This window comes from Arthrobacter sp. Sr33 (assembly GCF_054511195.1).
In genome coordinates, this window is sequence record NZ_JBTNDD010000001.1 from 531,228 (window position 1) to 544,842 (window position 13,615).

12 protein-coding genes are annotated in these 13,615 nt (G+C 63.7%); 6 read left to right on the forward strand and 6 right to left on the reverse strand.

What is annotated here, in order from left to right:
• Window positions 1–30: 30 nt before the first annotated feature.
• Entirely contained in the window at window positions 31–267 is a 237-nt protein-coding gene (locus tag ACX80T_RS02660) for a PLDc N-terminal domain-containing protein (protein WP_019484147.1), read from the reverse strand.
• An 87-nt stretch (window positions 268–354) separates the two neighbouring features.
• Between ACX80T_RS02660 and ACX80T_RS02665 the strand changes: the two genes are divergently transcribed.
• The gene (locus tag ACX80T_RS02665; RefSeq protein ID WP_035747026.1) at window positions 355–2,721 is read left to right on the forward strand and encodes a phosphoketolase family protein; all 2,367 of its coding nucleotides are present in this window, start codon (window positions 355–357) and stop codon (window positions 2,719–2,721) included.
• 50 nt (window positions 2,722–2,771) lie between these two features.
• Here ACX80T_RS02665 and ACX80T_RS02670 read toward each other — a convergent pair whose 3' ends face one another.
• The 4 genes from ACX80T_RS02670 to ACX80T_RS02685 form a co-directional block, all read right to left on the reverse strand.
• The gene (locus ACX80T_RS02670; protein ID WP_024475889.1) at window positions 2,772–3,623 is read right to left on the reverse strand and encodes a universal stress protein; all 852 of its coding nucleotides are present in this window, start codon (window positions 3,621–3,623) and stop codon (window positions 2,772–2,774) included.
• On the reverse strand, window positions 3,620–4,072 hold the full coding sequence (locus ACX80T_RS02675) for a universal stress protein (RefSeq protein WP_019484150.1): 453 nt from the start codon (window positions 4,070–4,072) through the stop codon (window positions 3,620–3,622). Before ACX80T_RS02675 ends, ACX80T_RS02670 begins: the two co-directional genes overlap by 4 nt.
• Before the next feature lie 110 nt (window positions 4,073–4,182).
• Window positions 4,183–5,835 (reverse strand): SulP family inorganic anion transporter, encoded by a 1,653-nt coding sequence (locus ACX80T_RS02680; protein WP_024475888.1) that lies wholly within the window; start codon window positions 5,833–5,835, stop codon window positions 4,183–4,185.
• Window positions 5,832–6,221 carry an ArsR/SmtB family transcription factor gene (locus ACX80T_RS02685; RefSeq protein ID WP_024475887.1) on the reverse strand — a complete coding sequence of 130 codons (390 nt, stop codon included), beginning with the start codon at window positions 6,219–6,221 and terminating at the stop codon, window positions 5,832–5,834. The genes ACX80T_RS02680 and ACX80T_RS02685 overlap by 4 nt, the downstream gene beginning before the upstream one ends.
• Before the next feature lie 140 nt (window positions 6,222–6,361).
• Between ACX80T_RS02685 and ACX80T_RS02690 the strand changes: the two genes are divergently transcribed.
• The 4 genes from ACX80T_RS02690 (at window position 6,362) to ACX80T_RS02705 (ending at window position 11,316) form a co-directional block, all read left to right on the forward strand.
• Window positions 6,362–8,854 carry an HAD-IC family P-type ATPase gene (locus ACX80T_RS02690; protein WP_116777954.1) on the forward strand — a complete coding sequence of 831 codons (2,493 nt, stop codon included), beginning with the start codon at window positions 6,362–6,364 and terminating at the stop codon, window positions 8,852–8,854.
• 73 nt (window positions 8,855–8,927) lie between these two features.
• Window positions 8,928–9,386: a universal stress protein gene (locus ACX80T_RS02695; RefSeq protein WP_019484154.1), complete on the forward strand. Its 459-nt coding sequence runs from the start codon at window positions 8,928–8,930 to the stop codon at window positions 9,384–9,386.
• Window positions 9,383–10,432, forward strand: a complete 1,050-nt coding sequence (locus ACX80T_RS02700; protein ID WP_459303622.1) for an NAD(P)-dependent alcohol dehydrogenase — start codon at window positions 9,383–9,385, stop codon at window positions 10,430–10,432. The genes ACX80T_RS02695 and ACX80T_RS02700 overlap by 4 nt, the downstream gene beginning before the upstream one ends.
• Window positions 10,429–11,316 (forward strand): universal stress protein, encoded by an 888-nt coding sequence (locus ACX80T_RS02705; RefSeq protein ID WP_019484156.1) that lies wholly within the window; start codon window positions 10,429–10,431, stop codon window positions 11,314–11,316. Before ACX80T_RS02700 ends, ACX80T_RS02705 begins: the two co-directional genes overlap by 4 nt.
• On the opposite strand, the gene ACX80T_RS02710 is transcribed toward ACX80T_RS02705, so the two are convergent.
• Window positions 11,267–11,716 (reverse strand): pyridoxamine 5'-phosphate oxidase family protein, encoded by a 450-nt coding sequence (locus ACX80T_RS02710; protein WP_116777953.1) that lies wholly within the window; start codon window positions 11,714–11,716, stop codon window positions 11,267–11,269. The two genes, ACX80T_RS02705 and ACX80T_RS02710, sit on opposite strands and share 50 nt — an antisense overlap.
• A gap of 136 nt (window positions 11,717–11,852) precedes the next feature.
• Here ACX80T_RS02710 and ACX80T_RS02715 point away from each other — a divergent pair, with 136 nt between their 5' ends.
• Entirely contained in the window at window positions 11,853–13,520 is a 1,668-nt protein-coding gene (locus tag ACX80T_RS02715) for a GAF domain-containing sensor histidine kinase (RefSeq protein ID WP_116777952.1), read from the forward strand.
• The last annotated feature ends 95 nt before the right edge of the window (window positions 13,521–13,615 follow it).

Genomic DNA, 13,615 nt, shown 5'->3' on the forward strand with positions numbered 1-13,615 from the left:
TCTTTCGCGAGGGCTGATCGGGTTCAGGAATTAGCGGCGGATCCCTTTGAGGAAGTAGAGGACCGGGCCGATGAAGTTGATCGCGATGATCGCAGTCCACATCAGCTTGGGCCCGTTCACCTGAGCTGCTGGCCGTTTGGCCAGGTCAGTCCACGCGGTGGCCGCGAGTGAAAGCTGGATGGAACCCATCACCAGGGTGACCGTCTGCTGCCGGGCGGTGAGGTCGCTCCACTTCCGGGACTTCTTACCTTTGTGCTTGGTATCCATCTGCCCACCGTAGTCTCAGGGACTACCAACGGATAAGGGTCTTTCGGCACTGGATCAGGTGCCATTCGGGGGCGCAGGCTTAAATTCATGAGCCAGCAGCCGGTCCTGAATCCTGCCCAATTATCGAACATCCACGCCTGGTGGCGTGCAGCCAACTATCTTTCGGTGGGGCAGATCTACCTGATGGACAACCCGCTCCTGAGGGAGCCACTGCAGCCCGAACACATCAAGCCCCGGTTGCTCGGCCACTGGGGGACCACCCCGGGGTTGAACTTCATTTACGCGCACCTGAACCGGGCCATCATGGCCCGGGATCTGGACATGATCTACATCATGGGGCCAGGCCACGGCGGTCCTGCGGCTGTCGGATCGGCCTGGCTTGAGGGGACGTACAGCGAAACGTACCCGGATATTTCCTGGGACGGGGCCGGGATGCGGCGCCTCTTCCACCAGTTCTCCTTCCCCGGTGGGATCCCCAGCCACGTGGCTCCGGAAACCCCTGGCTCAATCCACGAGGGCGGCGAGCTGGGTTACGCCCTGTCCCACGCCTACGGAGCCGCATTCGACAACCCGGACCTCACGGTCGCGGCGATCATCGGCGACGGCGAAGCGGAGACCGGCCCGCTCGCGGCCAGCTGGCACTCCAACAAGTTCGTCGATCCCCGACGGGATGGGGCGGTGCTGCCGATCCTGCACCTGAACGGCTACAAGATTGCCAACCCCACGATTCTGGCCAGAATCAGCCATGCAGAACTGGACGGATTGCTGCGCGGCTACGGCCACACCCCGTACTACGTGGAAGGCTCCGACCCGGAACAAATGCACCAGGACTTTGCCCGCGTGCTGGATACCTGCCTTGATGAGATCCGGGACATTCAGAGCCGGGCACGCACCGAGGGTGAAACCGAGCGCCCGCTGTGGCCCATGATCGTGCTGCGCTCGCCGAAGGGCTGGACCGGACCCGCCGACGTCGACGGCGTCAAGGTGGAAGGCACCTGGCGTGCACACCAGGTGCCCTTCAGCGGCGCCCGCGAAAACCCGGCGCACCGCGAGATCCTGGAGAAGTGGCTGCGCAGCTACCGGCCGGAGGAACTGTTCGACGACGACGGCGTGCCGGTTCCCGCCATCCGCGGCCTTCACCCAGAAGGCGCGCGACGGATGAGCGCCAATCCCCACGCCAACGGGGGGATTCTGCTCCGGGACCTGCAGATGCCAGACTTCCGTGATTACGCGGTTTCCATCGGATCGCCGGGAACCGGGGCCGTCGAATCGACGAGGGTGCTCGGAACTTTCCTCCGGGACGTCATGACCGGCAACATGGAGTCCTTCAGGGTCTTCGCCCCGGACGAAAACAACTCCAACCGGTTGGACAACGTGCTCGAAGCCACGGACAGGACCTGGAACGCCGACGTCGTCCCCGGGGATGACCATCTCGCGCCGGACGGCAGGGTGATGGAAATCCTGTCCGAACACACGTGCCAGGGCTGGCTGGAAGGGTATCTCCTCTCCGGCAGGCACGGCTTCTTCTCCTGCTATGAAGCATTCATCCACGTGGTCGATTCGATGTTCAACCAGCACGCCAAATGGCTGAGCACCACCAACGACATCCCGTGGCGCCGGCCCGTCGCCTCGTTGAATTACCTGCTGACGTCCCACGTCTGGCGTCAGGACCACAACGGTTTCTCGCACCAGGACCCCGGCTTCATTGACCATGCGGTCAACAAGAAAGCCGACGTGATCCGCGTGTACCTTCCACCGGACGCCAACACCCTGCTGTCCGTCGCCGACCACTGCCTGCGCAGCCGCCAGTACGTGAACATCATCGTGGCAGGCAAGCAGCCTCAACTGCAGTATCTGGACATGGAGTCAGCAATCCAGCACTGCATCAAGGGCGTCGGTATCTGGGAGTGGGCGAGCTCCGACGCAGGGCAGGAACCCGACGTCGTCATGGGTTGCGCCGGGGATGTGCCGACGATGGAGACCCTTGCCGCCGTCGAGATCCTGCAACACCACTTCCCTGACCTGCGGATCAGGGTGGTCAATGTGGTGGACCTGATGCGGCTCCAGGACCAGAGCAGCCATCCGCATGGGCTCTCCAGCGTGGAGTTCGATGCCGTATTCACCCAGGATAAACCTGTCATCTTCGCCTACCACGGCTACCCCTGGCTGATCCATCGACTGACCTACCGCCACACGAACCACAACAACTTCCACGTGCGCGGCTACAAAGAAGAGGGCACCACGACCACGCCATTCGATATGTGCGTGATGAACCAGATTGACCGGTTCAATCTGGCCATCGACGTCATCGACCGGGTGCCCCGGCTCCGGGACGTTTCCTCCCATGTCAGGGAAGAGCTGAAGGACAAATTGATCCAGCACCATCAGTACATCAGGACGGCTGGTGAGGATCTGCCGGAGGTCAGGAACTGGCAGTGGACGGCTGGTTCCTAGTCAGGGTGGACCATGCCCACCCTGGCTAGGGTGGGCCATCTCCCGTCGCCCTAGGTCCGGGGGCGCCGGGAGATCAGAATGTTCCCCTTGGCATGATGAAGAATGGCTTGGGCCGTCGAACCGACAGCACCCATAAAATTGCCCTGCCCCGTCTCGCCTACCACCACAATGCGCGCGGACTCGGCGGCTTCCAGGATTGTGCCGGCCACCGAATGGCCAGTCACCAGCACGGATTCGATCTCCACGCCCGGGGCGGCGGCGCGGGCTCGAAGCGCGGCGGCGGCGAGGATCTGCATAGCTCTCACATCCGAGCCGGGGTAGGAGTGATTCCGTCCGAACAGGCGGATGTCGTCGCGCACGTGTATGAGCTTGAGCGGAGCTTTCCATAGGGCGGCGAGGGCGATGGCGTCGTCCAGTGCAGTATCGCTTTTCGGGGAGCCATCAAGGCCGATCAGCACTGATCCGGTTGCATCGGTTTGCTGACGCACCACCACCACAGGACAGGACGCCGTATTAGCGAGTTTGAGGCTGACCGAACCGACCAGCAGGCCCATGAACCCACCCAGTCCGCGGCTTCCGACCACCACCAGGTGGGCGTTGCGTGACATCCGGTCCAGGATTGCCGATGAAACCCCCGAGATGAGGCTCGCCTTCAGGTCCAGCTCGGGAGCGAGCCGTCGCGCTTCGGCTTCCCCCTCTGCGACGATCGCCTCCGCCGCATGCCGCAATCCGCTGTCGGCGACGCCCTCGACCGGCCCCAGATCGTCAGTGAACAGGGGCCAGATCCAGCAGTGCACCAGATGGAGGGTGCGGTGTTCCAGCATCGCCTGCGCCACCGCCCACTCGAGTGCTGTGCGGGACTGAGCTGAACCGTCGTAGCCAACAACGATGCTGTTCTTCATTCATTACTACTTTCATTAGGGGGTGATGTTTCCGGGCCATGGGCGATCAGTACCGGACAGGATGCATGCTCGGCAACGGCCGAACTCACGGATCCCAGAAGCAGTCCGACGAAACCGCCGTGTCCCCGACTCCCGACGATCAGCATCTGCGCGGCACGACTCTCGTCAATCAGCACTCCGGCTGGTGGGCCCTGCCGGGTCAGTGCCGTGACATGGGCGGGCGGTTCGCCGTCGAACGCTTTCTCCAACGCATTGGACAGGATGGTTTTGGCAACGCTCTTTGGATCCCACCCGGAGACCGGGAATTCGTAGTAGGTGAAGGGGACCTGCCAGGCGGCAATAGCCCGGATCGAGGTGGCGACGGTTGGTACAAGCCGCTCCGCCCACTGCAGTGCGAGAACTGACGATGGTGAGCCGTCGACCCCGACGACGATGTACTTGTCTTCCATGGTTGCCCCCTCTTGTTGTCCTCCCACCATGCATCAGGAAGCCGGCCGGGGCCAGAGGCTTTGGTCCCGGCCTTCAATACTGCGGGACGCTGCCTCAGAGGGACGCTGCCTCAGGGGGTGGTGTCCGGCGCCTCCCGGTTTCGGGCGACGTGGCTGCGGGCATGTTCCACGGCGGGTTCCAGGGCGGTAAAGAGGTGGTTGTGGTGACGAAGAGATTCAAGGACGCCAACCCGGGTAATGAGTCGCAGATGACGATCCTGGACTCCCTTGACCAGAACTGTAATGCCGCGGCGCTCCAGGGTATTGACGAGATCCGCGATCACCCTTGCGCCGGTCGCATCCAGCGACTGCAGCTGAGACATTCGAATGATCACCACCTCAACATTTTCGATGTCGCTGACCCGTTCCAGGACCCGCTCGGCGGCAGCAAAGAAAAGAGCTCCCTCGATCCGGTAGACGGCGATCCTTGAGTCGCCGTCCTGGACTGGACCGGAGATTTCCTCCCGGTGCACCCCGCCGGACTTGACCAGGGCACGTAGGGCGAAGAACGCGGCCACCAGCACGCCGATTCCCACCGCCTGGATCAGATCGAAGGAAACCGTGACGACTGCTGTCACGATCAGGACCACAGTGTCTCCGCGGGTTGAGCCCACCACGCTGCGCAGGGTGGAAAGTGAGACCATCCGGACGGCCGTCACCATCAGCACTCCAGCCAGGGCAGCCAGGGGGATGCGCGCCACGGGGCCGGTCGCCAGATAGACCACAAAGAGCAAAACGAAGGCGTGCGTGATTGCCGCAAACCGGGTGCGCCCTCCCGAGCGGATATTCACGGCTGTGCGGGCAATCGCACCGGTGGCGGGCATGCCGCCGAAAAACCCGGACGCCACCGATGCCAGGCCCTGGCCGAAAAGCTCCCGGTCCGCGTCATAGGAGCCGGTGTCGGAGATCGAGGTGGCAACCCGGGCGGAAAGCAAGGACTCGATCGCCGCGAGAATGGCGATGGTTGCTGCCGGTCCGGTCAGTACAATCACCAATTCCCAGTCCCAGCCCGGCACCGTGGGTGCCGGCAGGGAATCGGGGAGGGCCCCGATCCGCGCGACCGGCATCGCCAGCAGTTCAGCCATCACACTCGCTGCGATGATGGCGATAAGGGAGCCCGGAAGGCGATGGTGGAGCCGCGGTGCGCCGATCATGATGAGAGCCACCACCGCAACGAGCGCCCCGGCTGCCAGAAACTCGGCCGTTGAGGCGGTCCCTGCGGCCTGAAGTGCAGAAACGGCCGCATTGCTGCTTGGCCCCGCATCCTCACCGATGGCGGCTGGCACCTGCTGCAGGAAGATAATGATGGCGATGCCGAGGGTGAAGCCCTCAATGACGGGCCACGGCAAGAACGAGACCACCCGTCCCAGCTTCAACACACCCGCCGCGACCACCATCACGCCGGCGAGGACGCTCACCAAGGCCAGCGCCTCGATCCCATGCGAGGCGATGACTGGACCCAACACCACGACCATCGCACCGGTAGGACCGGACACCTGAACGTGGGAGCCTCCGAAGATTGCCGCCACCAGACCCGCTACCACTGCGGTGATGAGGCCACTGGCGGCGCCCGCGCCGGAGCTGACCCCGAACGCGAGCGCCAACGGCAGTGCCACAATTCCGACCGTCAGGCCAGCGATGAGGTCACCCCGCCAGGTCCGGGGCAGCTGGGCGTAGTCCCGGACCGAAGGGAGCAGTGCCCGGACTGTCGGGAGGATCCTCATCTGTTGTCTCCGTCGACAGTGGTGGATCCGGTGGCCGTCGAGTACTCAAGGTCTTCCTTCGTGGCGTTGAGCACGTTCTGGAGGAGTCCCCGGGCTACCGCGAGCAGTTCCGCCGCCAGCGGATCGGCAAGGGTGTAGAACTGCTGGAGTCCGCGCCGCTCCGACTTCACCAGTCGGTAGCGTCGCAGCACCGATAGGTGCTGGGAGAGATGAGAGGCCTCCAAGCCTGTCGCCGTCAACAGATCCGAGACCGAGACCTCGGGTGCGGCTGAGAGAAGTTCCAGGACGCGGATCCGGACGGGATGGGCGAGTCCCTTGAAGAGGTTCGCCTTTACTTCGTAGAGGGGTGCGCGGAAGTCGGCGTACTCCGGTGGTGAATCCTTCATTGACCTTCACTCCAACTAATTGACTATTTGATGATTCTATCATTCAAGAGGGGTACAAAGACCCTTACTCAGCGAGGCAGTCAGAGTGCACACTGGAGAAAGCTGCTGCAATCCTGCCGTGCTGACGAGAGAGGTACCCCATGGAAGCAGCTGAAGCAGTGGATCAACGCCACAAGGGCCAATCGGGCCCCAAACACTTGGCGCAGGTCGCCGAACGAACAGGGCTCTCCGCCGCCGACGTCGCTGTCCGTGTCGAATCCGGTCAGACCAACAACGTCCCGGACCAATCGAGCCGTAGCCTTTGGGACATCTTCAGGGCCAACGTCCTGACGCTCTTCAACGCCATTGTTGCGGGCAGCTTTTTACTGCTCCTCTTCCTCGGACAGTGGCGGGATGCGCTGTTCGGGTTCGCTGCAGTCGGCAACGCGCTGATCGGCGTCGTGCAGGAGTTCAAAGCCAAGAAATCCCTTGACCGTCTCGCGGTTCTGAACGCCCCACGGGCAAGGGTCCTCAGGGACAGCACGGTCCAGGACGTCGACGTCAAAGACGTCGTCAAGGACGACATTCTGGTACTCCGCGCCGGGGATCAGGTCCCCGCCGATGCGGTGATCCTGGAGGCCGAGGGTCTTGAGATCGACGAATCTTTGCTGACCGGAGAATCAGAACCTGTCGACAAGGTGATCGATGATGAGGTGTTGTCGGGCTCCAGCGTTGTGAGCGGGCAGGCTTGGGCGATAGTCAACCGAGTCGGCGCTGACTCCTTCTCCAGCCGTCTGACCGCCGAAGCCAAACGCTTCTCCCTGGTTCACTCAGAAATCAGGCAGGGCCTGAACCAGGTCCTGCGTTGGATCACCTTCGCGCTGCTGCCCGTGATGGCCATTGTGGTCAACGGTCAGATGCAAAGCCAGGGCGGATGGGAACAGGCGATCACCACCGGCGCCTGGAGAACAGGCGCGGTGGGTGCCGTCGCCAGCGTCATCGCCATGATCCCCTTGGGGCTGGTGCTCATGACAAGCGTCGCCTTTGCCGTGGGAGCCGTGCGCCTGGCCCAGCAGAACGTGCTCATTCAGGAACTGGCGGCTGTCGAGGGACTGGCCCGGGTGGACGTCCTATGCCTCGACAAGACAGGAACGTTGACCGCGGGGAAGATCGTCTTCGACGAGGTTCACAAAATTGGGACCGCCCCCCAAGAGGGATGGAAACAGGCTCTTGGCTGGTTCGGGGCAGACCCGAACGCCAACGCCACCGCCCGGTGTCTGGCCGACGCCTTCGACGACGACGGTTCGCTCAGCCCGGTCGCATCGGTGCCGTTCTCCTCTGCACGGAAATGGAGTGCGGTCAGTTTTCCCGACGGCACACCAGCAGCCGGAACGTGGCTCCTGGGCGCCCCGGAGATCGTGCTGGAGTCGAGCACGTCGAGCACCCCGGCGGCACGGGAAGCGCTGGACGCCGCCTCGCGTCTTGCTGGTTCCGGTCTGCGCACCCTCGTTCTGGCTTATGCACCCACTCCACCAGCGGTCCAGAATGATGATGAAGCGGTGCTTCCAGCCGACCCCGCCCCGGTGGCCCTGTTGACCTTTCGTGAGCAGGTCCGGTCAGACGCCGCCCAGACGCTCGCCTACTTCACGGAGCAGGGCGTCTCGCTGAGGATCATCTCCGGTGACGACCCCCGAACCGTCGCAGCGGTCGCACGGGAGGTGGGCGTGGCCACGGACGCAGGCTTCGACGCCCGGGAGCTTCCCGAAGATCCCGAAGAGTTGGCCGAAGTGATGCAGCACCACACGGTCTTTGGCCGGGTGACGCCGGCCCAGAAGAAGGGCATGGTCATTGCCCTGCAACGTCGCGGGCACGTTGTGGCGATGACCGGCGACGGCGTCAACGACGCGCTCGCCCTGAAGGAAGCCGACATTGGTATTGCCATGGACTCGGCCGCCGCCGCCACAAAGGCCGTCTCACGGCTGGTGCTGCTGGATGGTCGGTTCGACCGGCTCCCGGGCGTCGTCGCCGAGGGGCGCCGGGTGATCGCCAACATTGAACGCGTATCGATGCTGTTTTTGGCCAAAACGGCCTACGCGGTCATTCTCTCGATAACCTTCGGAGCGCTGCTCTGGGACTTCCCCTTCCTGCCCCGGCAGCTGTCGGCCACTGATGGAATCACCATTGGTATTCCTGCGTTCTTCCTGGCGTTGATGCCCAACACCCGCCGCTACCGCAGCGGATTCTTGAAGCGTTCCCTGTCCTTTGCCATACCGGCGGGGCTCATCATTGCGCTCGCCGTCGTCGCCATCAACACTTATTCGCGGTGGACAGACACCGGCACCACCGCTGAGGTGCGGACCGCCGCCGCTCTGGTTTTGGCGTTGATCGCACTATGGGTGTTGGTTGTCCTGTCACGTCCGCTGAACCGCTGGCGGGTGCTGATCATCGGGGCGATGTTCGTGGGGCTGGGGCTGGTGCTGACGGTGCCCCTGCTCAGCGACTTCTTCGACTTCACCGTGCCGGGGTGGAACCATCTCGTGGCGTCGGGCGTCGTCGCACTGCTGGGTGGAATAGCTATTGAAATCCTGTTCCGGCACCACCGGCGGCTCCTCGCCGCGCCCGATGACACCCCAGAACGGGCCCTAAGACCCTAACGCTCACGAGCAAGTGCGGGTGAGACTGAAGGAAGCAGCTGCAACCTTGCCGCGCTGACACGGGAGGCACATCATGGAAGCATCTACCTCACCCCGCATCGTCGTCGGAGTTGACGGCTCCGAGCAATCGATTGCCGCACTGCGTTTCGCCCGGAAACTTGCACCACCATTCAACGCGGTGATCCAGGCGGTCAGCACCTGGGATTACCCGCCAGAGTACGCAGGCTATGTGCCGATCGGTAGCGACAACTTCGAGGAAATCACCCACAAACACCTCGATACTGCTGTGCAATCAGCGTTCGGGGATGACCCGCCTGAGGGGTTGGAGAAGGTCGTACTCTTTTCCCACCCGTCCAAAGGGCTGGTCAAGGCGGCTGAGGGAGCGGTGATGCTCGTCCTGGGACGCCGTGGGCACGGTACTTTCAGAGGCCTGCTCATGGGATCGGTCAGTGGCGCCTGCGTGGCCCACGCAAAATGCCCTGTCCTCGTGGTCGAGGGTTCAACAGGGGAAATGCCCGAGGATCACGCGTGAGGGCGCTGCATTATCGCACAGTCGGATCGGCCCCTGAACTCGTTGACATTCCCACCCCAGTCCCCGGACCCGGACAAGTCCTGCTGCGCGTAACCGCGGCCGGTGTCTGCCATTCCGACCAATTCATCATGGATCTTCCCGCGGACCAGTACATCTATGGTCTGCCGCTCACGCTTGGCCACGAGGGCGCAGGCACCGTCGAATCCTGGGGTGCCGGGGTAACCGGGCTCCAGGTGGGTGACTCCATGCTCGTCTACGGTCCGTGGGGTTGCGGGCGCTGCTATACCTGCGCCCAAGGCAACGAGAACTACTGCGAGGTAGCGGCAGAGCAGGGGATCGCACCCCCGGGCCTCGGCGCGCCGGGCGCCATGGCCGAGTTCATCCTGGTCGACGACCCCCGGCATCTGGTGCCCCTCGGCGACCTCGACCCGGTGGCCAGCGTGTCACTCACCGATGCCGGGTTGACCCCGTACCACGCCATCAAGCAGAGCCTGCCGAAACTGGTCCCAGGCTCGACGGCGGTGGTCATCGGCGTAGGCGGGCTCGGCCACGTCGGTGTCCAGATCCTTCAGGCGCTGAGCGCGGCGACCATCATCGCCATTGACACCTCAGAGCAGAAACGTGCTCTCGCGCTCGACGTCGGCGCCGACCATGTGCTGGCCCCCGGGGAGGAGGCCGAGGCGCAGATCCGGACTCTTACCGGCGGCAAGGGTGCCACCGCGGTCTTCGACTTTGTGGGTGCTCCCGTCACCACGGGGTTCGCGTCCCGGGTGGTCGGAATCGGTGGGGACATTGCCGTTGTGGGGGTTGGAGTGGGCACCGTCGACGTCGGTTTCTTCTCCACGCCGTGGGACGCCCAGGCACGTGCCCCCTACTGGGGATCCAGAGCAGAGCTGATGGAAGTGGTGGAACTGGCTCGAGTGGGGAAAATCCACGTCGAGTACGAGCAGTTTTCTTTGTCCGATGGACCTACGGCCTATGAGCGGCTCCGGGCCGGAACGCTTCGCGGCCGCGCGGTCATCGTCCCCGAAAGCACCACCTCGTGAGCGACACAGCAGGCGCTGACTTCGCCGAGGACCGGCCCATCGTCGTCGCCTTCCGGGACGGGCTGACCGGCCCGGCGCTTCTGCGCTGGGCCGTGCGGCGCGGCCACCAAACCGGGCAGCACATTACGATGCTGCATGCCCTTCCCGACCCGTCACTCATGCTCCCCGTGGCAGCGGGTGGGACACCGTACGGCAGCCTGATCGCTGCGGCTCGCCAGGCGCTCGATGAGGAGTCCCGGAAGGTGTGCGCCGACTATCCCGACGCACACGTCACCGCCAACGTGCATTGCGGCGACATCGTGGACGCCCTGGTCAGCCTCTCCGAGGATGCATCGCTCCTCGTTGTTGGTGCTGACCGGCTGGACGGAAAGACGGGCGAATACCTCGGATCCGTCGGGCAGCAGGTAGCCCTCGGCAGCACCTCTCCGGTAGCAGTGATCCCGCGTGACCCCAGCGCCGGCTCCGACAACGACGGCGACGTGGTGGTGGGTGTCGATGGCTCGGCGGAATCGCACGACGCGTTGCGCGTGGCAGCGGCCGAAGCCAGCCGGTCGGGTCACGGGCTCAAAGTCGTCACCTCAGCGACAGATACCACAGCTCCGGAGGTCAGCGGAACCGCTTCGGTGCTCGCGCAACTGAAGGTAACCTATCCGTCGCTCACCGTAACAAGGGTTCTCGATGACGAGCGGCCACCCGTGGAGTCCCTCCTGTTCCACGCCGCTGACGCGTTCCTGCTGGTGATTGGGCGGCACGGTCGGGGTGCCCGACCGGGAATTATGCTGGGCTCAGTGACTCACACGCTGCTGCTAGCTCCACCGTGCCCCACCCTGGTAGTTACTCTTCGCTCGCTACCGGCATCTCCTGCAGCTGGGGGGCAGGCGTAACGTCGAAGCTCCGACCGGTGACACTCGTGGGCACTATCCGCATAAAGCGGTCCTTCCGCCCGGGCTCCCACGGGTGTAGAGGAAGGTGGATCGTGGACATCAGTTCGGCGGTGCGTTGAATGGTTGATGCATTCCCTTTGATGACCACGCTCCAGGCTCGTGACCCGTCCTGCAGGACACCATCGGCCTCGAACGCCACCGGAGCGCCTTCGGCTGCCCGCTGTTTTGATCCCTCAGAGGTACGGAACACCAGCGTTCCGTGGTCTACCTGCGCATTGATGGGGAAAATTTCGGGCTGTCCGTCGACGCACAGGGCCATCCGACCGTAGGCGGTGCCGCGCAATAGCTCCCAACAGGTGTGGGCCGGTAAAACGGATGTGGGTGTATTCTCGGAGTCCATAGCCCGACAGTAAGGTCGGACGCCCCGCACCACTAGGGCCGGAAGACCTAATCCGCCGGGTCAGCCTCCGTATGCTCCTTCATTTTCACCACGACAACGAATCGAAGGCCAGGGTTCAACTCACTGGAGTCGCACAATGAGTCCCATCCGAACCACCCCAGTCACAGATCCCGATGACGTGCCCCCTCCGCTGAAGTCCGCGGGGGAAATTGACCATCTGCTGGCAGGATTCGCTGCCATCGCGGAAAACCAGGGTCTGCAGACCGTGCTGGAACGGGTGGTGGAGGCGGCCTGCCGGCTGGTGGACGCGAAGTACGCGGCCCTTGGTGTTATCGGTCCGGACGGAGTACTGAGTCATTTCATCACCGTGGGCCTCGACGGGGACCAGATCAGCCAGATCGGTGCACTGCCCGTAGGACACGGGGTGCTCGGGCTGCTTATCAGCGAGCCGAAACCACTTCGCCTCGAAGACCTCCGCCAACACCCCGCATCCTTCGGGTTCCCAGCGGGTCATCCCCAGATGACGTCCTTCCTCGGTGTGCCGATCAGGGTGCGCGACACGGTCTTCGGCAACCTGTATCTGACCGAAAAGAACGGCGGTGGGGACTTCTCCCAGTCCGATGAGGATCTGACGGTTGCCCTCGCGGCGGCGGCCGGGGTGGCCATCGAAAACATGCGCCTCTTCGAAGCTGAGACGAGACGTTCCCGATGGTTGGAATGCGGACAGGATGCGGTTCAGGCGCTCCTGAACTCCTCCTCGGAGCTGAACCTCAGCGATGTGGAGATCGTTGCCGAACACGCGAAGGCTGCCTCCGGCGCATCCCTAATCCTCATCCTTACCCGGATGGCGCCCGACGAGGCCTTGTATTGCGAGGTGGCTCTCGGCCTGCACGGCGACAGTTTTCGCGGGCGGCTTGTGGGTGACGGGACGGCCCTCCGCAAGGTAACGCTTCCGTTCAGGGATACAGCAGTTCTCAACGGGCGCGACCTCCAGGACGTGCTGCCCAACTCAGAGCCCGATGTGTTCGACGCCGCCATGTACACCCGGATCACCGACCGGGGCAGCCACGCCCGGTTCCTGGTCATTGCCCGCACCAAGGATGATCCGCCGTTTTCGCCCGTGGATCAGCGAATGGTTGCCGCGTTCGCCTCCCAGATTTCCACGGCCCTGGAACTGACCCAGATGCAGATCCAGCGCGAACAGGACGCCGTCTTCGGAGACCGGGACCGGATTGCCCGGGACCTCCACGACCTGGTCATTCAGCGGATGTTCGCCGCCGGACTCAGTATCCAGAGTCTTCGAAAGCATGTGGTCGGGGATGAGCCCCTCGCCCGGATCGCTTCCGTCACTACTGAGCTCGACGCGACCATCGGTGAACTGAGGGCCACGATCTACTCGCTGCAATCGGTGACGAACAGCGAGGACAGTCTGAGCTCACGGATCCTCGCGCTTGTCCGCCGGTCCCTCGACGGTTCCGACGTCGAACCGGTCATCCACTTCTCCGGACCACTCGACACCGTGGTCCGGGTGGCGACGGCGGCCCATGTGGAAGCAATCCTTCGGGAAGCACTCTCCAACGCGCTGCAACATTCTCAGGCCACCACCATCATGGTGACGCTGTCTGCGAGCACGGATTCAGTCAACCTGCGGATCGCTGACAACGGCCAGGGATTCGAGCAGACCGGGCGTCGCAGTGGGCTGCGGAACATGCAGCAGCGGGCTGAGGAACTCGGCGGAGAGGTCAGGATCGAATCCTCCCTGGGCCACGGCACCACCATCGACGTGATACTGCCCCTGAGCTGACGATCCGGTGAGCAACCTGGACAGACCGCGTCAACCTGGGCATTTTGGGTGGAGATTGTGGGCACCGATGTCCAGGTTGCCCACCGGAACGGGTT